The 22,534-nt window shown below is 65.5% G+C and carries 21 protein-coding genes; 7 read left to right on the top strand and 14 right to left on the bottom strand.

What is annotated here, in order from left to right; genetic code table 11:
* Nucleotides 1-2 precede the first annotated feature (2 nt).
* A complete protein-coding gene (locus B015_RS0116945) occupies nucleotides 3-1,424 on the bottom strand; it encodes an MFS transporter (protein WP_026227388.1) in 1,422 nt (473 codons plus the stop codon).
* 135 nt (nucleotides 1,425-1,559) lie between these two features.
* Here B015_RS0116945 and B015_RS0116940 point away from each other — a divergent pair, with 135 nt between their 5' ends.
* Complete coding sequence (locus B015_RS0116940; RefSeq protein WP_026227387.1) at nucleotides 1,560-2,456, top strand: LysR family transcriptional regulator; 897 nt, start codon at nucleotides 1,560-1,562, stop codon at nucleotides 2,454-2,456.
* Here the strand turns inward: B015_RS0116940 and B015_RS0116935 are convergent.
* Nucleotides 2,453-2,899 (bottom strand): Rrf2 family transcriptional regulator, encoded by a 447-nt coding sequence (locus tag B015_RS0116935; protein WP_026227386.1) that lies wholly within the window; start codon nucleotides 2,897-2,899, stop codon nucleotides 2,453-2,455. The genes B015_RS0116940 and B015_RS0116935 overlap by 4 nt on opposite strands.
* A gap of 201 nt (nucleotides 2,900-3,100) precedes the next feature.
* Between B015_RS0116935 and B015_RS0116930 the strand changes: the two genes are divergently transcribed.
* A complete protein-coding gene (locus B015_RS0116930) occupies nucleotides 3,101-3,994 on the top strand; it encodes an NAD(P)/FAD-dependent oxidoreductase (RefSeq protein ID WP_018428913.1) in 894 nt (297 codons plus the stop codon).
* 70 nt (nucleotides 3,995-4,064) lie between these two features.
* Here B015_RS0116930 and B015_RS0116925 read toward each other — a convergent pair whose 3' ends face one another.
* The 4 genes from B015_RS0116925 to B015_RS0116910 form a co-directional block, all read right to left on the bottom strand.
* The gene (locus B015_RS0116925) at nucleotides 4,065-5,954 is read right to left on the bottom strand and encodes an MFS transporter (RefSeq protein WP_026227385.1); all 1,890 of its coding nucleotides are present in this window, start codon (nucleotides 5,952-5,954) and stop codon (nucleotides 4,065-4,067) included.
* Nucleotides 5,955-6,252: 298 nt separating this feature from the next.
* Nucleotides 6,253-6,423, bottom strand: coding sequence for a hypothetical protein (locus B015_RS33600; RefSeq protein ID WP_018428911.1), 171 nt, complete (start codon nucleotides 6,421-6,423; stop codon nucleotides 6,253-6,255).
* A gap of 139 nt (nucleotides 6,424-6,562) precedes the next feature.
* Entirely contained in the window at nucleotides 6,563-6,907 is a 345-nt protein-coding gene (locus B015_RS0116915) for a hypothetical protein (protein WP_018428910.1), read from the bottom strand.
* 252 nt (nucleotides 6,908-7,159) lie between these two features.
* Complete coding sequence (locus B015_RS0116910; RefSeq protein WP_018428909.1) at nucleotides 7,160-8,362, bottom strand: pyridoxal phosphate-dependent aminotransferase; 1,203 nt, start codon at nucleotides 8,360-8,362, stop codon at nucleotides 7,160-7,162.
* 287 nt (nucleotides 8,363-8,649) lie between these two features.
* On the opposite strand from B015_RS0116910, the gene B015_RS0116905 reads away from it, so the two are divergent.
* Both B015_RS0116905 and B015_RS31120 read left to right on the top strand, forming a co-directional pair.
* On the top strand, nucleotides 8,650-9,549 hold the full coding sequence (locus B015_RS0116905; protein WP_018428908.1) for an EAL domain-containing protein: 900 nt from the start codon (nucleotides 8,650-8,652) through the stop codon (nucleotides 9,547-9,549).
* On the top strand, nucleotides 9,546-10,385 hold the full coding sequence (locus B015_RS31120) for an EAL domain-containing protein (RefSeq protein WP_018428907.1): 840 nt from the start codon (nucleotides 9,546-9,548) through the stop codon (nucleotides 10,383-10,385). The genes B015_RS0116905 and B015_RS31120 overlap by 4 nt, the downstream gene beginning before the upstream one ends.
* Nucleotides 10,386-11,003: 618 nt before the next feature.
* Here the strand turns inward: B015_RS31120 and B015_RS0116895 are convergent.
* Nucleotides 11,004-11,213 carry a cold-shock protein gene (locus B015_RS0116895; RefSeq protein WP_018428906.1) on the bottom strand — a complete coding sequence of 70 codons (210 nt, stop codon included), beginning with the start codon at nucleotides 11,211-11,213 and terminating at the stop codon, nucleotides 11,004-11,006.
* Between the two features lie 285 nt (nucleotides 11,214-11,498).
* Between B015_RS0116895 and B015_RS0116890 the strand changes: the two genes are divergently transcribed.
* Nucleotides 11,499-11,828 carry a hypothetical protein gene (locus B015_RS0116890; protein ID WP_018428905.1) on the top strand — a complete coding sequence of 110 codons (330 nt, stop codon included), beginning with the start codon at nucleotides 11,499-11,501 and terminating at the stop codon, nucleotides 11,826-11,828.
* A 149-nt stretch (nucleotides 11,829-11,977) separates the two neighbouring features.
* On the opposite strand, the gene B015_RS0116885 is transcribed toward B015_RS0116890, so the two are convergent.
* Entirely contained in the window at nucleotides 11,978-12,559 is a 582-nt protein-coding gene (locus B015_RS0116885; RefSeq protein WP_018428904.1) for a methylated-DNA--[protein]-cysteine S-methyltransferase, read from the bottom strand.
* A 174-nt stretch (nucleotides 12,560-12,733) separates the two neighbouring features.
* Between B015_RS0116885 and B015_RS33890 the strand changes: the two genes are divergently transcribed.
* On the top strand, nucleotides 12,734-13,795 hold the full coding sequence (locus B015_RS33890; RefSeq protein ID WP_026227384.1) for a lytic transglycosylase domain-containing protein: 1,062 nt from the start codon (nucleotides 12,734-12,736) through the stop codon (nucleotides 13,793-13,795).
* An 8-nt stretch (nucleotides 13,796-13,803) separates the two neighbouring features.
* Nucleotides 13,804-14,286 (top strand): GNAT family N-acetyltransferase, encoded by a 483-nt coding sequence (locus B015_RS0116875; protein WP_018428902.1) that lies wholly within the window; start codon nucleotides 13,804-13,806, stop codon nucleotides 14,284-14,286.
* A 223-nt stretch (nucleotides 14,287-14,509) separates the two neighbouring features.
* On the opposite strand, the gene B015_RS0116870 is transcribed toward B015_RS0116875, so the two are convergent.
* The 6 genes from B015_RS0116870 to B015_RS0116845 all read right to left on the bottom strand — a co-directional run bounded on the left by B015_RS0116870 (nucleotide 14,510) and on the right by B015_RS0116845 (nucleotide 22,503).
* Nucleotides 14,510-14,875: a hypothetical protein gene (locus B015_RS0116870; protein ID WP_018428901.1), complete on the bottom strand. Its 366-nt coding sequence runs from the start codon at nucleotides 14,873-14,875 to the stop codon at nucleotides 14,510-14,512.
* 254 nt (nucleotides 14,876-15,129) lie between these two features.
* On the bottom strand, nucleotides 15,130-15,600 hold the full coding sequence (locus B015_RS32600) for a DUF559 domain-containing protein (RefSeq protein ID WP_343122985.1): 471 nt from the start codon (nucleotides 15,598-15,600) through the stop codon (nucleotides 15,130-15,132).
* A 349-nt stretch (nucleotides 15,601-15,949) separates the two neighbouring features.
* Nucleotides 15,950-16,324 carry a hypothetical protein gene (locus B015_RS0116860; RefSeq protein ID WP_018428899.1) on the bottom strand — a complete coding sequence of 125 codons (375 nt, stop codon included), beginning with the start codon at nucleotides 16,322-16,324 and terminating at the stop codon, nucleotides 15,950-15,952.
* 333 nt (nucleotides 16,325-16,657) lie between these two features.
* Nucleotides 16,658-20,152 carry a carbamoyl-phosphate synthase large subunit gene (gene carB / locus B015_RS0116855; protein WP_018428898.1) on the bottom strand — a complete coding sequence of 1,165 codons (3,495 nt, stop codon included), beginning with the start codon at nucleotides 20,150-20,152 and terminating at the stop codon, nucleotides 16,658-16,660.
* Between the two features lie 245 nt (nucleotides 20,153-20,397).
* Nucleotides 20,398-21,399 carry a hypothetical protein gene (locus B015_RS0116850; RefSeq protein ID WP_018428897.1) on the bottom strand — a complete coding sequence of 334 codons (1,002 nt, stop codon included), beginning with the start codon at nucleotides 21,397-21,399 and terminating at the stop codon, nucleotides 20,398-20,400.
* A 99-nt stretch (nucleotides 21,400-21,498) separates the two neighbouring features.
* A complete protein-coding gene (locus B015_RS0116845) occupies nucleotides 21,499-22,503 on the bottom strand; it encodes an NADP-dependent oxidoreductase (RefSeq protein ID WP_018428896.1) in 1,005 nt (334 codons plus the stop codon).
* Nucleotides 22,504-22,534 lie beyond the last annotated feature (31 nt).

Here is a 22,534-nt window from a genome sequence, read left to right as displayed (position 1 = left end):
ATTCAGCGCCTCGCCCTGTCGGCCGAAACCGCCATCGCCATAGCCAACGCTGCGACGACAAGGACCAGGGCCGCGCCGAATGTCGCCCGCATGCCGCTGGCCGCGGCTGTGGCCGATATCTCGGCAGCTCCCGATGTCGCGGATGCAAATGCGAACACCGCGCCCATCACCGCGGCCCCGGTGACCAGTCCGAGATTGCGCGCGAGGTTGAGCATGCCGGAAACGACGCCGCGCCGATCGGCACTGACGTCGGCCATGACGGCCGTGTTGTTGGCCGTCTGGAACAGCGCATAGCCTGTCGTCGTGACGATGATGGGCACGACATAGCCGGCGACACCTGCCGCCAGAGGCATCAGCGCGAGAGCCAGCGTTCCCATGGCCATGCCGGCAAGGCCGGCAATCGTCATGCGCCGGGCGCCGAAGCGGTCGGCGATGCGGCCTGCCGGGATGCTGGTCAGCGCCGTGACCACGGGGCCGGCCGAGAGCGTGAGGCCGACGAGTGCGGCGTCAAGCCCGAGACCACGCGACAGGTAAAATGGCCCGACTACAAGCGTTGCCATCATCACGGTGGAGACGAGCCCGCTCATGGCCAGGCTCGCGCCAAAGGCGGGCTCCCGGAGCAGGGAGAGCCTGACCAGTGGCGCTGCGGCTCGCGTCTCGACCCGCAGGAAGAGTGCGACACCAATGCCGGCGGCGACCATCAGGCCAAGGTTCAGCAGGCCGAATTGCCCACGGCCAAGCGTCATCGACAGGGCATAGGCGGCAAGCGTCACGGCCAGCAGCGCCGTGCCCGCAATGTCGAAGCGAGGCCGTTCTGCCGTCGCCTTGTCCGCCGGCAGGTGACGGTATGCCAGCAGCAGGGCGATCAGGCCGAGCGGCACATTGACCAGGAAGATCATGCGCCAACCCGGCCCCGCTATGAGCAGGCCGCCGAGCGAAGGGCCAAGTGCGGTGCCGATTGCCGACATGGCGCCGAGCAGCCCCATGGCGCTGGCGGTGCGCGCCTTGGGCACGGTGTCGCCGACGAACGCCATGGCAAGCGCCATCATCGCGGCGGCGCCCAGTCCCTGCACGGCGCGGGCGGCGACCAGAACCCGCAGACTGGGTGCCGCCGCTGACAGCGCCGAAGCCAGGATGAACAGGGCGATGCCGGCGATCAGCAGACGCCTGCGGCCGATCAGGTCGCCCAGTCGGCCGACGCCGACGACCAGCGTGGTGACCGCCAGCAGATAGGCGAGCACCACCCATTGGACCTGCTGGAACGATGCATTGAAGGCCTGTGCCAATGTCGGCAGCCCGACATTGGCAATGCTGGTGCCGAGGGACGAGAGCAGGATGGACAGCGACAGGCTGGCCAGTATCCAGCGGGTCGCTGCCGACTGCCCGCTTCCCGTCTGCTCGTATTCCGCCGTCGCCGAGTTCATCGCGCTCTCCATCCAGGTCGCTCCCCGGGGGAGCAGTGGAAAGATAGCTTCCGACCTGACATGGCGGAACACGCAGCATTTGCACTTCATCAGTGCGTTTGACGCCATGTCATGGCCATGCCTATGCTCGGCGTCATGCCCATGCCCGACCTCAACCTGCTGGTGACCCTCGATGTCCTTCTCGCCGAAGGCAGCGTTGCCCGCGCCGCCAGGCGGCTGCAGCTCAGCCCCTCGGCGATGAGCCGCGCGCTGGCGCGGCTGCGCGAAACGACAGGCGATCCGCTGCTGGTCAGGGCAGGGCGCGGACTGGTGCCGACGCCGCGTGCGCTCGAACTGCGCCAGCGGGTCGCACAACTCGTCGAGGAAGCCGAGGCGGTGCTGCGTCCGGCCGAGGACCTGGATCTGGCGCGGCTTGCCCGGACCTTCACGATCAGGACGCGCGAGGGCTTCGTCGAGAATTTCGGCCCCGCCCTTGTCGACCGCATCGCCCGCCAGGCCCCCGGCGTGCGGGTGCGCTTCATGCCCAAGCCCGACAGGGGCAGCGAGCCGCTGCGCGACGGCAGCGTCGACCTGGAAACAGGCGTGGTCGGCAAGGCGACCGGCCCGGAAGTGCGCGCGCAGGCGCTGTTCCGCGATCGTTTCGTCGGTGTCGCGCGATCAGGCCATTCCATCAGCGAAGGCGAGGTCACGCTCGCGCGTTATGCCGCCTGCGGGCACATCGCGATTTCGCGCCAGGCGCCCGACCGTGGTTTCGTCGACGAGGCGGTGGAACAGCAGGGCTTCGAACGGGAGACCGCCGTGGTGGTGGCAGGTTTTTCCGCCGCCCTGGCGCTGGCGCGCGGCAGCGATCTCGTCGCCACCGTTCCCGAACGCCACACCGGCAATCTGCGCGCCGGCATGTTCACCTTTGCGCTGCCGTTCCATCTGCCCGAGATCACCGTTTCGCTGCTCTGGCATCCGCGCCTGGATGCCGACGCCGCCCATTGCTGGCTGCGCGGTTGCGTCAAGGATGTCTGCGCCCAAGCAGCCTAGAAATGCTCCATGGTGAGCTTGCCGCTGGAGGCTTTTGCAGCACCCTCGGCGAGTTCGGCCAGCGTCACCTTGCCGAAGCGGGCAAGCAGGATCGCCTCGGCCTCGTCCATCGCCTCGGCGAGCGAGATGTTGACCGCCTGCTCGACGACGCAGTTGGGGTTGTCGCCGGCAAGGCCGATGGCGAAGAGCTGCGGCGCGCCGAGCGCCTTGTGGATGTCGAGCAGCGTTATCTCCTCCAGTGGGCGCGCCAGAACCCAGCCGCCGCCATGGCCTTTCTCGGAGCGGACATAACCCTGGTCGCGCAGGCCGGCCATGGTCCGGCGCACGACGACGGGGTTGGTGCCGAGCATGGTGGCGATGGCGTCGGAGGTGGCGGTGCCCTCGTGGTGCTGCATGTGGATCAGCACATGCAGCATGCGGGAAAGGCGGGTGTCGGGTCTCATTGAACTGCTCTCTGGCGCTGGTCTTTTGGGCGCGGCCTTAGCCGCCCCGGCGTTGGAACAGGCCTAGCAGAGGCGCGCTTACGCAACAACAGGAGTTGCGTGAAACTTGACGATCGATATCACGTAACATAATAAGTGTCGTGATATCCCGAAAGGCCTGCGGGGCCGTCGGGCAGACGCAACGCAGCAAAGGATTTTGTCATGAACCACGACGTGATCATCGTCGGCGGCAGCTATGCGGGGATTTCCGCCGGTTTGCAGCTGGCCCGGGCCAGGCAGAAGGTGCTGGTGGTCGATGCCGGTGAACGCCGCAACCGCTTTGCCGCCAGGTCGCACGGCTTTCTCGGCCGCGACGGCGTCGATCCCGGCGCGATCGCGGCGGAGGCGCGTGCGCAGCTCGAGCTGTACCCGACGGTCCGCTGGATCGAGGGCAGGGCGGAGGGTGCAAGGCGGATCGCCGGCGGTTTTGCCGTCGATCTCGGCAACGGCGCGACGGAGACGGCGCGGCGGCTGGTTCTCGCGGGCGGCGTTTCCGACAGCCTGCCCGACATAACCGGCCTCAGGGAGCGCTGGGGCCGCTCGGTGTTCCATTGCCCCTATTGCCACGGCTACGAACTGAACCAGGGCCGGGTCGGCGTGCTCGCCGTGTCGGAGCATTCCATGCATCACGCGCTGATGCTGCCCGACTGGGGCAAGACCACGCTGTTCACCAACGGCGCCCTTTTTCCCGACGCGGGGCAGTTGCGGCAGCTCGAGGCGCGCGGCACAGCGGTCGAGACAACGCCTGTCCGCGAGGTCAGGGGCGAGCGGGCCGACGTCGTTTTGGAAGATGGCCGCGTGATAGCGCTCGACGGGCTGTTCACCATGCCGAAGACATCGCTGCAGATCCCCTGGGTCGAACAGCTGGGCTGCGAGCTGGAGGTGGGGCCGATGGGCAGCTTTATCAGGACGGACGCGATGAAGCAGACGAGCGCGAAAGGCGTGTTCGCCTGCGGCGACATTGCGCGTGCGGCCGGCTCGGTGGCGCTGTCGGTCGGCGACGGCGCCATGGCCGGTGCGGCCACGCACCGCTCGCTGATGTTCGAGGCCGACTGAGCGCGAATGTTCCAAAAGAAAAGCCCGGCAGGCTCGCGCCTGCCGGGCTCTCGCTTGGGATGGACCGAGATCAGTCCTTGGCGTTGAGGTCGGTGCCGAGCGTGTCCTTGACGAAGATCACACCGATGATCAGCGTCATGGCGGCAATCGCGATCGGGTACCAGAGGCCGTAATAGATGTCGCCGGCCGCGGCACTCATGGCGAAGGCGGTTGCCGGCAGCAGGCCGCCGAACCAGCCGTTGCCGATGTGATAAGGCAGCGACATGCCGGTGTAGCGGATGCGGGTCGGGAACATCTCGACCAGGATCGCGGCGATCGGGCCATACACCATCGTCACGTAGACGACGAGGATGAACAGGATGCCGATGACCATCGGCTTGTTCACGCCTGCCGGGTCGGCGACCATCGAGAAAGCGCCGCCGCCTGCGATCGAGAAGACGCTGATGTCGGTGGCGCTGCCTGCCTCTTCAGCCGTCAGCAGCTTGTCCTTGATTGCCTGTGCGACCGGAACGGTGGCCTTTTCGCCGCCGCGGATGGCTGCAGCATCGAGCTTCAGCTCCGGATTGGCTGCCACGAAGGCGTCGAGCTTCTGGTCGGCAACCTTGGCTGCGCCACGGACCAGCGGGTAGCCGCCGTCATGGAGCGCGATGTTGACTGCCTTGACGAAGGCCGCGTCCTTGGCCTTGGCCTGATCGCCGGCTGCAATGGCGTCGTAGGATTCGACGGTCTCGTTGCCGATCTTGACCGTGGCTGCGGTGCCGGGTGCTGCCGTGGTGACGACGTCATAAGGAACCGAGTTGCGGGTCAGGAACGAGGTGGCGATATCGCAGGACGTGGTGAACTTCGCGGTGCCCACCGGGTTGAACTGGAAGCGGCAATCGCCGGGTGCTGCGGTGACGGTGGCGCGAACGTTCTGCTGTGCGGTGGCGAGTGCCGGGTTTGCGGCCCAGGTCAGCGCCTTGAACAGCGGGAAGTAGGTGACGATGGCGAGCGCCAGGCCGGCCATGATGATCGGCTTGCGGCCGATCTTGTCGGAGAGCCAGCCGAACAGCACGAAGAAGCCGGTGCCCAGGATCAGGGCGATGGCGATCATGATGTTGACCGACTGGCCGTCGACCTTGAGCACGTTCTGCAGGAAGAACAGGGCGTAGAACTGGCCGGTGTACCAGACCACGGCCTGGCCGGCGGTGAGGCCGAGCAGCGCCAGCAGCGCGATCCTGGCGTTCTTCCACTGGCCGAAGGCTTCCGACAGCGGCGCCTTGGAGCCCTTGCCCTCTTCCTTCATGCGCTGGAAGGTCGGCGATTCGTTCAGCGACAGGCGAATCCAGACCGAGATGCCGAGCAGGACGAAGGAGAGCAGGAACGGCACGCGCCAGCCCCAGGCGGCGAAGTCTTCCTTGCCGAGCCAGCTCTGCACGATCAGGATCACCACCAGCGACAGAAACAGGCCGAGCGTTGCCGTCGTCTGGATCCACGAGGTGTAATAGCCGCGGCGATCGTCGGGCGCATGCTCGGCGACATAGGTCGCGGCACCGCCATACTCACCGCCGAGCGCCAGGCCCTGCAGCATGCGCAGCACGATCAATATGATCGGGGCGGCGATGCCGATGGTGGCCGAGCCGGGCAGCAGGCCGACCAGGAAGGTCGACACGCCCATGATCAGGATGGTGATGAGGAAGGTGTATTTGCGGCCGACGAGATCGCCGAGACGGCCGAAGACCAGCGCACCGAACGGGCGCACCAGGAAGCCGGCGGCGAAGGCGAGAAGGGCGAAGATGTTGCGGGTGGCCTCGGGGTAGGAGGCAAAGAAGGTCGCGCCGATGAAGGCTGCGAGTGAACCGTAGAGATAGAAATCGTACCATTCGAAAACGGTACCGAGCGACGAAGCGAAGATGACCTTCTTCTCTTCGCGCGACATGCCTCGCCCGCGTCGGGCGTCGGCGGTTGCCGAGATTGCCATATATGTCTCCTCCCAGAGTGCCGGCGGTCAGGGCCTGGAGACCTGTCTCCGGGAATCCGCCGAACCTTACGACGGACGAAGTGATAACGCCGGGAGGCGGCCGTTATCCATCGCTGCTTTGGGATTATGACCTTAGTCGTATAAGCAGTCCAGCGGCGTGTTTTCAGCCGCTGGAGCCGGTTTCCGGCCTGCCTGGCAGGGCGCCTCTTGTCCGGTCGGACCTGGTCGGGCGCCCCGCGGGTTCATGAGGACGCATGGCGTCCCCGGCGAGAGCCCGGACGGCTCTCGCGGCAGCCGGTCAGGCCGCCCTCTCTTCCTTCTCGACGAGATAGCCGCGGTCGCGCAGCCAGCGTGCGATGATGATTTCCACCATCGACGACACCGAGCGGTGGTCGTCCTTGGCGGCCTTGACCAGGGCTTCCTTGAGATCGCGTTCGATACGGAATCCGAGTGGGTGTGTCTTGGACATTGGTACTTCCTGGGACTGTTTCGGGACGCATTCGTCCCTGTGAGGAGGACCGGCTGGCGACAGATCAATTTGGGGCGACAGATCGCCTGGGGTGTCGCGCGATGCCGGTCAGGCGGCGCAGGTGGGGCGCGTTGCGCCGTCAGGCCTGCGCCGGAGGCGCGCGCGGGGCCTTGGTCCTGTGGCGCAGGAAGCTGAAAAGCGGGCCGGCAGGGGACGTGGCGGCATCAATGACCGCAGCGGGCATGCTGTGCCGCGCCGGGACCACCGGACTGTCGTCGCCGCCTTCACATTCGGCAAGCACGAGGCGCTTGTCGTCCTCGGCAAAGAGCACCAGCAACTGGTCGTCGGAAGTAGGCCCGCCATTGCTGGCCATGCGGACGTGTACGTCGCCAATGGCTTGATGCGGCTGGGCGAGAGCAACCGAAGTCGCCTGGGCAGCAAAAACCGAAAACAGCACCAGCAACAGACGCGCGAGCACGTACATGCTCCTTCGCTCCTGCTGATTCTGTCTAGGTTGATACAATTGATGCCTCTGAATACGTCCGTCCATTCCGACGGATATAGTTTGGTCAGAGTAGCAGCATTCGGGCCGGAACAGCAATATGCAATTCTATAACAGCGTATGAGAATCAAAGATTCTCGTCGGCTCCAGCGATCACTTTTTGCCCGTTTGCGGACGCCGGCAAAGAAAAAACCCGGCCGAAGCCGGGTTTCTCAACACTTGAAGCGCAGGCGCTCAGGCGAGCGACGCGGTGAAGCGCTGGATGCGGGTGCAGGCCTCTTCCAGCAGCGCCTCGGAGGTGGCGTAGGAGATGCGGAAGTTCGGGCCAAGGCCGAAGGCCGATCCGAAGACCACGGCCACGCCCTCGGCTTCGAGCAGTTCGGAGCAGAAGGTCTCGTCAGTGTCGATGACCTTGCCGCCTTGCGTCTTCTTGCCGATCAGCCCGGCGCAGGACGGATAGACGTAGAAGGCGCCTTCCGGCGACGGGCAAGTGATGCCGCGCGCCTGGTTCAGCATCGACACGACGAGGTCGCGGCGGGCCTGGAAGATCGCCTTGTTCTTGAGGATGAAGTCCTGCGGACCGTTGAGCGCTTCGACCGACGCCCACTGGGCGATGGTGCAGGCGCCCGAGGTCTGCTGGCCCTGGATCATGTCCATCGCCTTGATCAGCTGGATCGGGCCGGCGGCGTAGCCGATGCGCCAGCCGGTCATGGCATAGGCCTTCGACACGCCGTTCATGGTCAGCGTGCGGTCATAGAGCTTGGGTTCGACCTCGGCGATGGTCTTGAAGACGAAGTCGCCATAGGTCAGGTGCTCGTACATGTCGTCGGTCAGCGTCCAGACATGCGGATGCTTGAGCAGGACGTCGGCGATGGCGCGCAGCTCGGCCTCCGTATAGGCGGCGCCCGACGGGTTCGACGGCGAGTTCATCAAAAGCCACTTGGTCTTCGGCGTGATCGCCTTTTCCAGCACTTCCGCCGTCAGCTTGAAGCCGTTGTCGATCGAGGTGTCGGCAAACACCGAGGTGCCGCCGCAGATCGCCACCATCTCGGGGTAGCTGACCCAGTAGGGGCGGGGGATGATGACCTCGTCGCCGGGGTTCAGTGTCGCCATGAAGGCGTTGAACAGGATCTGCTTGCCGCCGGTGCCGACAATGGTCTGCTCGGGCTTGTAGTCGAGATTGTTCTCGCGCTTGAACTTCCTGGCGATGGCCTCGCGCAGCGGCACGATGCCCGAAACCGGCGGGTACTTGGTTTCGCCGCGGCGGATCGCCTCGATCGCCGCATTCTTGATATTGTCGGGCGTGTCGAAATCGGGCTCGCCGGCGCCGAGGCCGATGATGTCACGGCCGGCATTTTTCAGCTCGCGCGCTTTCTGCGTGACCGCGATGGTCGCGGAAGGCTTAACGCGGGAAAGGGCATCGGCAAGAAAGGCCATGACTTCAAGTCTCCGGTTCGGAAAATGACGCGGTCCGCGACCGCGGGGCTCTTGGTGCGCGTCCGATGGGGCGCGCGGCGCTGTAATGTCGCATGACGCAGGGAATCGCAAGCGGATTGAGGCTTTCGGGGCCTCTCACTTGCTGGTCCAGTCGGCTCGCCTTCTGTGCATAACGTCGGCGTGCCGGCCGGCTGGCTCAAGTTTGAGGCATCCCGTTAACCGGCGGTCAAACCTTCAATGTGATTTTGGCTCGGCAATTTCGCCAGCATTCCGGAATAGGACGGACCGTGTCGAAGAGCATCGGGCTCGCCCAATCAATCCGGCACGACGACGGTTCCGTGACCGGCGTATGGGGGGCGTTTGCCCTGCGCAGCGCCTTTCAGCCGATATTCTCGTTCCAGGGCAGCAGGCTTCTGGCCAGCGCTTATGAGGGGCTGATCCGGCCCTTTCGTGACGACGAGCCGGTGCCGCCGGGCGTCTTTTTCGGCGCCATCAGCGGTATCGAGCGGCTGCAGGTGGAAACGCTGACGCGCACGCTGCACCTCAGGAATGCGGCGGTGTTCCTGCCGCAGGATGCCGCGATCTTCATCAATTTCGATCCGTCCGTCTTCATCGACCGTTCGATCTCGGAGCATGCTCTGCACGACATGCGGCAGGTGCTCAACGAGGCCGGCGTCGACCCGCGCCGCATCGTCTGCGAAGTGACGGAGAAGAAGGCCGCCTCGGAGCAGGCGCTGTTCGACTTCGTCGATGCACTGAAAGCCAATGGCTTCCGCATCGCGGTCGACGATTTCGGATCCGACGAGTCCGACATCAAGCGGATCCGCGACATCAAGCCCGACATCGTCAAGTTCGACGCGCACTGGATCAGCCGGCTGATGGAATCGGGCGCTGGTCTTGCCCTGCTCAAGGAGATGGTGGCGAATTTCGAAGACAAGGGCATTCGCACGGTCTTCGAGGGGCTCGAGGAAAGCTGGCAGCTGGAGCTGGCGGAGCGGTCCGGCGCCTCGATGGTGCAGGGCTTTGCGCTCGCATTGCCTGAAATCGTGCCGGCCCGCTTCGACCAGTTCGACACAGCCATGCCGGGAGCAGCCCATCGCGCGGCCGTCCCGGCGACCGGCGAGCCGGCATTGGCCGGCCGTACGCAGAGATCAGGCCGAAGCTTCGGCAAAAGGACATTTTCATGACTGACGGGTTTTTCGGATTCGGCGCGCTGCCCCAGGCTGTTGCAGGAAAGATCGTGGCCGACGAGGTCGGGCTGGAATACGGCATCCATGGCGACTATCGCCTGCGCTGCACCGTCCAGCCGATCTTCAGGCATGAGGACGGCCAGCTCACGCCCATCGCCGTTTCCGGCCAGACGGTGCCGTATCTCCGCAACGTGCCGGTCGCCCTGTCGGAGTTCCTGGCAGGTGTCGCGGCCGAGGATCGCGGCCTCGTCGCGCGTGTCTGCGCGGTGCTGCCGCTCGCCAACGTTCACAACATCGGCGTCGACGACGTCTCGCTGATGTTCCGGCACGATGCCGCCGCCGGCACGGGGGCTGTCGAGGACCTGCGTTTCATGGTCGAGCGGCTCGGCGGCGAGGGCTTCGAGCCGTCGCGGCTGATCTGCGAGGTTCCCGGCGGCGACCATGCGCTTGCCGCCGAATTGAAGGCGCTCGGGCTTCACGTCGCTTTGGGCGTCTACGGCGCCGGGCTGCCCGATGTCGATGTCGTCAAGCGGATGGATGCCGACATCGTGCGTCTCGACCGTGGCTCGTTCGAGCGCTTCTGCGCCGATGTCGCCACCGGCCGGCTGCTGCGGCCGGTGGTCTCGGAGCTCAAGGCGCAGGGCGTGCTGGTGCTGGTCGAGGGCATCGACAGCGAAAGCCGGCTCGAAATCGCGCTTGCCGCCGGCATCGACCTTCTGCAGGGCGATCTGCTCGAACCGGCAATGCTGGTCGGCAGCCTGTTCGAAGAGCAGCCGCGCGAGGCTGCCGACTTCCGCCACGGCGACTGCGTCGTCATTCCGCTGTTCGGCTGACGTCAGCAGGCCTTGGTTCAGCTGACAGCGGCCCGCCCGCGTTCGGCTGACAGCTGCCCTGTCCGCAGTCGCGACCGCCATGTCGCAGTGCTGCGCTCCTGTCGCCTGTTCTGAAAGAGTTGCGCAGGCAGCGCCTGTGCGGGCGGCATCGTTGCGCGAGGCGGTATGGGCGTGCAGCTGACCAGAACGGCGTTTCTGGCGGCAATATGATCATTGTCGCTGACATTACGCGCAATGCCTGCGCGCATGAACGCGATGCCTGCACGCATGAATAGGCGGCGGTCGCTGCGATATGGGAGCGGTGGTGCCTTGCCGCGCGGGCAAGGGCCGAACCGGCCATGTGCCGATGAGCGGGGTCGGCAGGCCTGTCTTTTGGGGGAGGGCCCTGTGGGGCAGGGACCGTGGTCCCGGAAAACAGAAAAGGCCCGGAAAAACAAAAAGGCGGGGTGAAACCCCGCCTTCCGTTTCGGCAACTGATTCTGGATCCTCAAACCTGGGGCTCGCGGCAATCCGCCGTATCGTCCTTTCAGGTCCCGGTCCCGGCGCGCTTAAAGCGCAGCCGCCAGTACATCCGTGACTTGCAGCGCAATCGGAGCTTCCGCTCCTGCGCGCCCTAAATCAGATTGCCTGCAGAGCACCGGCAGACGACCGGCCGGTACGGCGGTCCTGCTCGATCTCGTAGCTGATCTTCTGGCCGTCGGCCAGCGAGGTGAGGCCCGAACGCTGCACAGCGGAGATGTGGACGAAAATGTCCGCGCCGCCTGCGTCAGGCTGAATGAAGCCGAAGCCCTTGGTTGCGTTGAACCACTTAACGGTGCCAGTTGCCATTGCGATAATCCTTGTCGTCTGCAGTTGGTCTTGATCGAGCTAAAATGCCAGACCTGTGGTATCGAAATTTTGGAGATAGACGTCTGCAAACGCGATGGTGTCGCGGGGCACGGATCTGTCGGCCGAAATATCAACGATGCCGATATAGGCGAGCTCGTCCGATTTTGCAAGTACTTGGCAGATGCTGCTGCCGTTACGGCATCGCGCCGGCCCTGCTCGTCGTGCAACGTCAAGCCAGAAGGGTGCTATAGTGCGATGCTGCTGTGCCGTTTGAAGGAGGTCCCCATGAAAGCTGTCCTTATCGCCGCCTGCCTGACGCTGGTCGCAGCGGAGGCGCAGGCCATCTCGCGCTACAATTCGATGAGCATGAGCTGCACGCAGGCGCAGGCCGCGGTGCGTAACCAGGGTGCGGTGATCCTGCGCTGGACGTCGCCGAGGTCGGGTGTGCCGATCTACGACCGCTATGTCCGCAACGATCGTTTCTGCCCGTCCGGCCAGGAAGCGCGGCGCGCCTTCGTGCCGACCGCCGATGCCAGCTCCTGCCCTGTCTACAACTGCAAGCAGATCGAGCGCGATCGCTTCTTTTTCAAGCGCCGACTGTTCGCGCCGAACTGAGCTTTGCCTGCGTCGGTCATTGCGACAGGCATAGGCATGGCGACCAGGCATGGCGACGGAGATTGGGGGGATGCGCCGGCGTTTGAGACTGCGCATCCTGTTCCTGCGGAAGCCCTATCCTGATTTTCGGGCCGGGCGCCCGTCGCGCGTCAGAAGCCGAACGACGCCTGGGTCGATGGCGGCGGGCTGACGCGCACGCCCTCGAGTTCCAGCATCCTCTCCTTGGTAACCGAACCGCCGGTGGCCGAGAAGCCGCCGATCTTGCCGCCTGCGGCGAGGATGCGATGGCAGGGAATCACCAGCGGCACCGGATTGGCGCCGAGTGCAGCACCGGTCTCGCGGAACAGCCCCTTGTGACCGGATTTTTCGGCCAGGCCGCCATAAGTGGTCGTCTCGCCGTAGCGCAGCGCGCGCGCCGCCGCATAGATGTCGAGCCGGAAATCGTCGACGCCGCTGAGATCGACCGGAACCGAGGTGAAGTCGACGTCCTCGCCCGCGGCATAGCGGCGGATGTCGGCGATGAGCAAAGCCACCCACTCCGGCACGACGCGGCCGCCCGAAACGTCGACCTCGCCTGCGAGCCGCAAAAGGCGGCGTTCTGCCGCAGCATGGGTTTTCTCCGGCAGGCAGAGACGTTTCAACCCCGTCTCGCTCCAGGCCAGCGCCATGAAGCCGAGGGCCGTTTCGAAGACGGCATGACCGGGAAGAGGCAGGGAAATGGCGGTGTCCATGATTGCTCCTCTCATGCACGGCTGTCGCGACAAATTGGTACAAATCAGGAACATCTTCGCATGTTCCGCGGGCGCCTGCCACCCGAAAAGCATATTCGCCTGTGGATTGCCCGGGGCACGTTCCTTGTTGTAAGGAGGGACGGGCGGGACGACAACCATAACCAGAGCGTGGATTTGCCGGCAATCAAGACCCATCTGCTGATCTCGGCGGCATTCTCCGTGGCCCTGCTTTCGGGCTGCCAGACCAATACGGCCGCACTCAGCACCGATCTTTCGACCGGCGCCGACGTTGCGCTGAGCACTGACGCGAGCCTGGCGCCATCCTCCACGGAAGCCGATATTGCGCTGCCCGAGACGGTGGCCGTGGTGCCGACATCGTTCGCCGGAACCGAGGCCTCGCCGGCCACAGCCATTCTCGCTGCCGCAGCTGAAGTGCCGGCCGCACCAGTCGCCCCGACCTCCGAAAGCCAGCCCGCCGTGGCCGCTGCTTCTCCGGCCGCTCCTGCACAGGACGCCGGCCAGGCTGTTGCCTCGGCCGAGGTTGTGCCGGTTCCCCAGGCCGCTCCGGCAGCGGCTGCAGCCGCTGCGCCTGCTGCCGCCGCGAAAGCATCAGTCCCTGCAAAGCCGACGACGCCCGTCGATCCCGCTTTCGTGCCGATGGCCGGCGGCGATGTTATTGCTGCCGCCGATGCACCCAAGCTGGCCGGCGCCTTCCCGCCGGCGCCGATCATTCCCGACTACGCCCTGCCGGCGAGCGCTCCGGTGCCCGGCAGCTTCCAGGTCGCCTCGCTCGGCAATGTCGCGCCCGAAAGCTTCGCCACCTCGTCCTACGCCGCGCCCGATACGCCGGCACTTGCCTCGCGCGGCAAGATCGACGAGCTGATTACCAAATATGCGGCGCTCTACGAGGTGCCGGAACGGCTGGTGCGCCGCGTGGTCAACCGCGAAAGCACCTTCAATCCGATGGCCTACAACAGGGGTCATTGGGGGCTGATGCAGATCAAGCACGCAACCGCACGCGGCATGGGTTATGACGGTCCGGCCAACGGCCTGTTCGACGCCGAGACCAACCTCAAATTCGCCATCAAATATCTGCGCGGCGCCTGGCTGGTGGCCGACGGCGACGAGGACCAGGCCGACAAGCTCTACCAGAGCGGCTATTATTACCACGCCAAGCGCAAGGGCCTGCTCGACGAGACGGGCCTGGGACGCGACCGCGTCCGCCACCGCGGCTGAGCTTGCCGATGCCCGCGCCGCAGGGGGAGAACGACGTCCGCCTGCGCCGGGTCCTGCCGGGCGAGCTCAGGCCGCCGCATTGGCCCGACGGCTTTGCGATGCGGACGTTTCAGGCCACGGATGCGCCTGTTCTCCACGACCTTCTGGAACTCGTCTTCGACGACGGCATGAACGGGCCGTTCGACCAGTGGTGGTCGCGACTGGCTGGCGATTCCGAATTCGATCCCGAACTTTGCTTCCTGGTTTTCGACAGGGACGGCCGGCTGGCCGGGGCTGCCCTGTCGTGGACCTCCGGTTTCCTCAAGGACCTTGCCGTCCATCCCGACTGTCGCGGCAGGGGCATTGCCGAAGCTCTTCTGTGGCACGTCTTTGCCACTTTCGCCGCGCGCGGCACGAGCCATGTCGACCTCAAGACCAGCCTGGTCGCCAACGCCGCCGCAGTTAGGCTGTATCGCCGGCTCGGCATGGTCGAGGTGGACTGGGAGGGGTAGTGCTCACGCCATTGTCGTCCGGCCGCCTCGGCGCGTCGGGAGCTGTCGGCCAGTCATCGCCGGCGACGTACACCGGCTTTGTCAAACACGCCGCCCATGAGTTCAGGCCTGGCCGCGCCAGCCGGGGGCTAGGGAGGAAGGGAAGGCGGTCGTGCGATTGATGTTTCGTGCGGTCCCGAGGCCTGTTCGCCCGTGATGCAGACATAATCCCTGCAGAGCGGCGTCAGAGGACGGCGTTTATCCGCCCCTTCATCTCCAGCGCCCATGCGCGCCCTTCGTCGCCACCCCAGAGCAGCCAGGCGATGTGGCCGGCTGAGGGGTTCTGCTCATTGCCAAAATTCCTGCCGCGCTTGTCGACTTCGTGGCGGGCGAAGTAGCTGACCATGCGCTTGATGGTGTGGGGCGTAAGTTCCGTTCGGGCGACAAGCTCCTCGGCACGGCCGACGCCGATCTCGGTGCCGCCGCGGCCGAATTTTTTTCTCAGCGCAAGGCCCCTGGCGGCGTTGTCGGCCACCACCTGCGGCGGGATCAGGCTCGTGCCCGATGCCTCGCGGCGAATCTCGTCGAACGGGTCGTAGGCGTGGGGCATGCGGCGATTCCTGACTGACGGGGCAGGGTAGCCCGATGGGGGCGGGATGACGAGGGTGCGAGGCGGTGATGCCTTCTCCCTTGTTGGGAGGGCCAGGAAAAGCCACGCCCGGAGCCTTGGCGGAGGCCGGGGCGTTCCCTTCTCCCCTTGTGGGAGAAGGTGCCCCGAAGGGGCGGATAAGGGGTGTTGGAAGACGCGCTGCGTTTCAGGAGAGGCGCGCCAGCTTTGGTCCGCCTTACTCCCTCCAGCATCCCTCATCCGTCTCGGCGCTGCGCGCCGATCCACCTTCTCCTACAGGGGGAGAAGGGGCCTTTAGGCCGGTCCTTCGAAGAGGAGAAGGTTTGGCTGCCTGCTTCAGCGCCAGGGCTGCAAGCCGGTATCCCTGACATAGGCGAGGATGGTGGCGCAGACGCTGCGCATGTCACGGAGGACGCGTCGTTCCAGAAACGGAGGACGCGGAAGCCGAGCCGGTTGAGTTCGGCGGTGCGCTTGTCGTCTCGCATGGACCCTGCATGTTGGCTGCCGTCGACTTCGACGATCAGCATGGCATCGGAGCAGAGGAAATCGGCGACGAAACGGCCGACGGGCACCTGTCGGCGAAACTTGATGCCGTCGAGGCGTCGGCCGCGTAGTTCTTGCCACAGCCTGTCCTCGGCCTCCGTCGCCTCGCGGCGCAGGGTCCTGGCGAAGGCGCGTCTGCGGGCAGGGACGGATTGGTGCGGCATGTGCCTTGAGCGAGCGGCGATGGGAAGGAAGGGGGCGAGGCGGCGATCCCTTCTCCCCTTGTGGGAGAAGGGATCGGCACGCAGCGCCGAGACGGCGCTGGACGGAGTGCGCCGGACCGAGAGCCGGCGCCTCTCCTGAAGCGCCGCGCTTCTTCCAACACCCCTCATCCGCCCCTTCGGGGCACCTTCTCCCACAAGGGGAGAAGGGAAGACGGGGGACTCCCGGCCCTCTGCCAGGGCTCCGGGCGTTCGTGGTTGGAAAAGCCAAACCGTTGGCTTTTCCTGGCTTTTGGCCATCACTCATCACCCCGCAAGGGGAAAACGTATCAATGCCGGAGCGCCGCGCCTCTTACTTCGAAGCGTAGATGGCGCAGTTGCCGGTCGTTTTCATCTTGTACTTCTTGCCGACCGAGTTGCAGCGTTCCAGCGCCTGCTTTTCGGCTGCTGCCTGGGACGGCGCGTTGAGGGACGCGCCGCAGTAAAAGGCTTCAACGGCGCCCAGATGCGTCTGGGCATAGGCCGAGTGACCCGCTGCTGCGACATACTTCTTGTAGCCGTCCTGGCACGACCCCTTGGTCTGCTGGAACTGCAGCGGATAGCGCTTGTTGCCTTCCTGGCCGGCCAGCGAGCCCTTGTCCTTGGCCATCGCCGCGCCGGGCACGGCTGCAACCAGAAGTCCTGCCAGCACAGATGCCAGTGCCAGCCGCACAGTGTTCAACTTCATTGTCGAGTACTCCCCACCTGATGGTGAAGAATTATCTGCAATTAATGCGAGTGAAAAGGTGGAGGCCAAGAAAATCGTGCGACTTCGTTAAGACGAGGCCCTGGCATATTAGATTTTGCTTTTGCAATTTGCCGGGCGCGGGGGCTGCTGCGGCCCTTCTTCCGGGCTGTTGTGGTGTCTGCCGGGCGAGGGGGGCGAGCGCTGGCGTTGCCCTCATGCGCCTGCCGACATTCGATGCCCGAAAGCCAGGCAGCTGGCGTCTCATTCGCTGCGCGGCCGCATCTCACCTCGCCGTAGAACGGCAAGGTGAGATTTTGTGGCGATGTGCTGCCTTTACTTGAAGTAGTCCTGCAGCGGACGCACCTCGAGCGAGCCGGCCTTGAGCGCGGCGATGGCTTCGGCGACGGCGGCGGCACCTGACAGGGTGGTGTAGTAGGGCACCTTCTGCATCAGGGTGGCGCGGCGGATCGACTTGGAGTCCGACACAGCCTTCTGGCCGTCGGTGGTGTTGAAGACGATCTGGATCTGGCGGTTGCGGATGGCGTCCTCGATGTGAGGGCGGCCTTCGAGCACCTTGTTGATCTTTTCCGCCGGCACGCCGTTTTCAACGAGGAAGCGCGCGGTGCCCGACGTTGCCAGCACCTTGAAGCCGAGGCCGGACAGGCGCTGGACGGCACCCAGGATGCCGGCCTTGTCTTCGTCGCGGACCGAGACGAACAGCGTGCCCGAGCGCGGCAGGTCGACGCCGGCGCCGAGCTGGGCCTTGGCGAAGGCGAGCGCGTAGTCGCGGTCGAGGCCCATGACCTCGCCGGTCGACTTCATTTCCGGTCCGAGCAGGATGTCGACGCCGGGGAAGCGGGCAAACGGGAACACTGCTTCCTTGACGGCGATGTGGCCGGGATTGCGGGCATCGGGCTTGGCGCCGTAATGGGCGAAGGCCGCGTCGAGGCTCTCGCCCGACATGATGCGGGCGGCGATCTTGGCGATGGGCTTGCCGACGGTCTTGGCGACGAAGGGCACCGTGCGCGAGGCGCGCGGGTTCACTTCCAGCACGTAGATTACGCCATCCTTGATGGCGTATTGCACGTTCATCAGGCCGCCGACATTGAGGGCGCGCGCCATGGCCGAGGTCTGGCGCTCGAGCTCGTCGACGAGCTCGGTCGACAGCGAGTGAACCGGCAGCGAGCAGGCGCTGTCGCCCGAGTGGATGCCGGCTTCCTCGATGTGCTCCATGATGCCGGAGACGAAGGTCTCCTTGCCGTCGCAGAGGCAGTCGACGTCGACCTCGATGGCGCCCGACAGGTAGGTGTCGAACAGAAGCGGGTTCTTGCCGAGCAGGGTGTTGATCTGGCCGGTCTTGTCGTTGGGGTACTTCTGCTTGATGTCCTCGGGCACCAGGCCCGGCACGGTGTCGAGCAGATAGGACTGCAGCATGCCCTCATTGTGGATGATCTGCATGGCGCGGCCGCCGAGCACGTAGGACGGGCGCACGACCAGCGGGAAGCCGAGTTCGCCGGCCACGGTGCGGGCCTGCTCGACGGAATAGGCGATGCCGTTCTTGGGCTGCTTGAGGTCGAGCTTGTGCAGCAGCTTCTGGAAGCGGTCGCGGTCCTCGGCGAGGTCGATCGCGTCGGGCGAGGTGCCGAGGATCGGGATGCCGGCCTTTTCGAGCGCGTCGGCGAGTTTCAGCGGGGTCTGGCCGCCGAACTGGACGATGACGCCGTGCAGCGTGCCTGCCGCCTGCTCGGCGCGCAGGATCTCCAGCACGTCTTCCGCCGTCAACGGCTCGAAATAGAGCCGATCCGAGGTGTCGTAGTCGGTCGACACGGTCTCGGGGTTGCAGTTGACCATGATCGATTCATAACCGGCCTCGCGCAGCGCATAGGCGGCATGCACGCAGCAATAGTCGAACTCGATGCCCTGGCCGATGCGGTTGGGGCCTCCGCCGAGGATGACCACCTTCTTCCTGTCGGAGATCTGGGCCTCGTCGGCGAGCGCGCCGGCAAAGGGGACCTCGTAGGTCGAATACATGTAGGCGGTGGGCGAGGCGAACTCGGCAGCGCAGGTGTCGATGCGCTTGTAGACCGGGTGGACGCCGAGCTTTTGACGAGTCTTTTGAACGGCTTCGGCCTCGGACTTGGTGAGCGAGGCGAGGCGGGCATCGGAGAAGCCCATCGACTTCAGCATGCGCAGGTTTTCGGCATCCTCAGGCAGGCCGTGCTCGCGCACGCGGGCCTCCATCGAGATGATGCCCGCGATCTGCTCGAGGAACCACGGGTCGATCTTGCACATGGCGTGCACGTCTTCGAGCGAGGTGCCCATGCGGATCGCCTGGGCGACCATGCGCAGGCGGTCGGGCGTCGGCGTGCCCAGGGCGGCACGGATGGCGTTGCGGTCGTCGCCGCTGTCGCCGTCGGCGCCGATGCCGGGGATCTCGATCTCGTCGAGGCCGGTGAGGCCCGTTTCCAGTCCACGCAGCGCCTTCTGCAGCGATTCCTGGAAGGTGCGGCCGATGGCCATCACCTCGCCGACCGACTTCATCGCGGTGGTGAGCACGGGCGAGGCGCCGGGGAATTTTTCGAAGGCAAAGCGCGGGATCTTGGTGACGACATAGTCGATCGACGGCTCGAAGGAGGCAGGCGTCGCGCCGCCGGTGATGTCGTTCTCGAGCTCGTCGAGCGTGTAGCCGACGGCAAGCTTTGCGGCGATCTTGGCGATCGGGAAGCCGGTGGCCTTGGAGGCAAGTGCCGAGGAGCGCGAGACGCGCGGGTTCATCTCGATGACGACGAGACGGCCGTCGGCCGGATTGACGGCGAACTGGACGTTGGAGCCGCCGGTCTCGACGCCGATCTCGCGCAGCACCGCGATCGAGGCGTTGCGCATGATCTGGTATTCTTTGTCCGTCAGCGTCAGCGCCGGGGCGACGGTGATCGAGTCGCCGGTGTGGACGCCCATCGGGTCGATGTTTTCGATCGAGCAGATGATGATGCAGTTGTCGGCGCGGTCGCGCACGACCTCCATCTCATACTCCTTCCAGCCGAGCACCGATTCCTCGATAAGGACTTCGGTGGTGGGGGAGGCGTCGAGACCCGATTGGACGATGTCGAAGAATTCCTGGCGGTTGAAGGCGATGCCGCCGCCGGTGCCGCCCATGGTGAAGGACGGGCGGATGATGGCGGGCAGGCCGACATGGTCGAGCGCCTGGGCGCCGATGGCCATGCCGTGGTTGATGTAGCGCTGCTTGCGGTCGCCTTCGCCGAGGTTCCACTGGGTTTCGAGCGCGTCGAGCGCTGCGTCGAGATTTTCAGGGTTCTCGGCCTTCAGCGCGGCGCGCTCGGCCTCGTGGCGCTTGCGGTCGGCGTCCTTGACGTCGGAGGCGTTGGCCAGCATCGAGCGCGGCGTTTCCAGCCCGATCTTGGCCATGGCCTCGCGGAACAGCGAGCGGTCCTCGGCCTTGTCGATGGCGTGCGCGTCTGCGCCGATCATCTCGACATTGTAGCGCTCGAGCACGCCCATGCGGCGCAGCGAAAGTGCTGTGTTGAGCGCGGTCTGGCCGCCCATGGTCGGCAGCAGCGCGTCGGGGCGTTCCTTGGCGATGATCTTGGCGACGACCTCGGGCGTGATCGGCTCGATATAGGTGGCGTCGGCGAGCTCCGGGTCGGTCATAATGGTCGCCGGGTTGGAGTTGACCAGGATGACCCGGTACCCCTCTTCCTTCAGCGCCTTGCAGGCCTGGGTGCCGGAGTAGTCGAACTCGCAGGCCTGGCCGATGACAATGGGACCGGCGCCGATGATCAGGATGGACTTGATGTCGGTGCGTCTTGGCATGGCGTGCGTCCGTAAGTAGGCCTGCGCGAAGAACCGGGACGGGGCGTTCCCCGGCCGGTGCGCAAGTGAGATTCGAGTATCAGGCTAGGCGCGCCTTATAGGGGAAGGATGGGGAGGGGGGAACCCCGAAAAATGCTTTTCCTGTGCCGGGACGCGGGTTTGGCGCGCGTCGGACGGTCGCGTGGCAATCCGACAGGCTGGAGGCAGCCATCGTTTGCGGCGGCTGCCTGCGGATCGGGTTCGATTTAGGAGGCTTGCGCGATGCGGGCGCCGAACGCCTTGAAGCGCTCGACGGCATGGTCCGCCTCGATCAGGCTTTCGGCGAAGTAGAGGCCGGGTGCGGCAGGCCCCTTACCGTCGAGGCCGAGCAGCCGTTCGACCGCCAGCGCCACAGACAGCGCCGTGACAGGCGCCTGGCCTTCGGGATGGACGAATTCGTAGCGGCTGCGGCCCGAGGTGCCGTCTTTCCTTCTGCCGGAGATGGCGATGGTGATCTCGGTGGAGAAGGGCTCGCCGCGATGGCGGCTTGCGGTTTCGCCGAGCGCGAAATCGAACCGCACGGTCCTGGCGCCCGTGGTGACCGGCAGGCTGAAGACGTCGAATGGTGAATAGGTCATGCCGGGGACCTGCCTGCCGTCGATGCTGGTCACGGTGCGGCCCTGCTCGCCCGTTGCGGTCCAGTGCCATTTGCCGTCGGCGAGCGCCATGGTGTTGGGCACCATGGTCAGGCGGTTGAAGTCGGCCTCGGCGGCGGGGCCGCCCATGTCGTGCTCGTCGAGTAGGGCCGCGATCTCGATCGATTCCACCGTCTCGAAATGCCTGGCGAAATGGACGATGGCGAGGCTTGCCGCACCGCCGAGCCAGCTGCTGCCCATCAGGAACGGCGCGCTAGCCTTGTGGGCATAGATCGCAACCTCCGGCCCGATCTCATGGATGCCGGTGGAGAGGCTGAGATAGGGAACGGCGTTGTCCTGGGCGTAGTGCAGGGCATTGAGCGTGTCGTCGTAGACGAACATGGCGATGGCGCTGAAGGCCTTGCCGGCGGAGAGGCCCAGATCCCGGCGGGTTAGGTCGATGACGACGGCTTCGGCATTGCCGATCTCGCTGGCGATCGCTTCGGCCTTCTCGAGGTTGCGTCCGCCGATGGCGATGGGAACGGCGGGGTGAAGCTTGCGCAGGGTGCGGGCGGCGTAGGCGCCGACAAAACCTGAGCCGCCGATGATGAGGACGGGCTTGTGCTGTGACATTTGGGCAAAACTCCTCTGTGGCCGCGCGAGGGCGGCGCAATCTTTTTTGACTTGAAAGAAGGGCAGGAGGGCAGGCGGCGGCGCGTGTCGCTGCCGGGATCAGGCGAGCTTGACCAGCATCTTGCCGAGATTTTCGCCGGAGAAGAGACCGATGAAGGCCTGCGGCGCGTTTTCGAGGCCCGAAACGATGGTGTCGCGGGAGGTGACGCGACCGTCGGCGAGCCAGCCGGTCATATCGGCGATGAACTCAGGCAGGATGTCGAAATGATCGAGCACCAGAAAACCGCGCATGCTGATGCTCTTGGTGACGATGGCCGCGAGATTGTCGGGGCCGGGAACGGGCTTCTCGTCATTGTAGCCGGAGATCATGCCGCAGATGGCGAAGCGGGCGCGCGGCTTGGCGACTTCGAGCGCCGCCCTGAGATGGTCGCCGCCGACATTGTCGAAATAGACGTCGATGCCTTCGGGCGCCGCTTGTCTCAGCGCTTCGGTCAGGTCGGGGGCCGTGCGGTAGTTGATGACGGCGTCGGCGCCAAGTTCCTTGACCCAGCGGGCCTTCTCTTCCGAGCCGACTGAAGCGACCACCCTGGCGCCATTGAGCCTGGCGATCTGCACGACCATCGAGCCGACGGCGCCGGCGGCAGCCGAGACGAAGACGGTTTCGCCGGCCTTGAGCCCGGCGATCCTGGTCAGGCCGACATAGGCGGTGTGGCCGGGGATGCCCAACGGCCCGAGCCAGGCTTCGGCCGGAGCCTTGGCGGTGTCGATCCTGGTTGCGGTCGCGGCGTCGACAAGCACGCGGTCGCGCCAGCCGGAGAAGTGGCTGACCAGATCGCCGGCCTTGAAGTCGGGATGGGCTGAGAGCTCGACGATACCGACGGCGGAGCCTTCGAGCGGCTGGCCGATCTCGAAGGGGGCGATGTAGCTCGGCCGGTCGATCATGCGGCCGCGCATGTAGGGGTCGACCGACATGAACAGCGTCTTGACCAGCAACTGGCCGGCGGCGGGGGCCGGCAGGCTGCGTTCGACAAGCTGGAAATTGTCGGTCGCCGGCAAACCTGCCGGGCGGCTCTTCAGGTGGATTTCGCGGGCTGCAATGGACATTGAATTCCCCTATATGTGTGGTCATCTACCA

It is taken from the genome of Hoeflea sp. 108 (genome assembly GCF_000372965.1).
In the GTDB taxonomy this organism is placed as follows: domain Bacteria; phylum Pseudomonadota; class Alphaproteobacteria; order Rhizobiales; family Rhizobiaceae; genus Aminobacter.
This window is presented reverse-complemented; position numbering and strand designations above follow the sequence as displayed.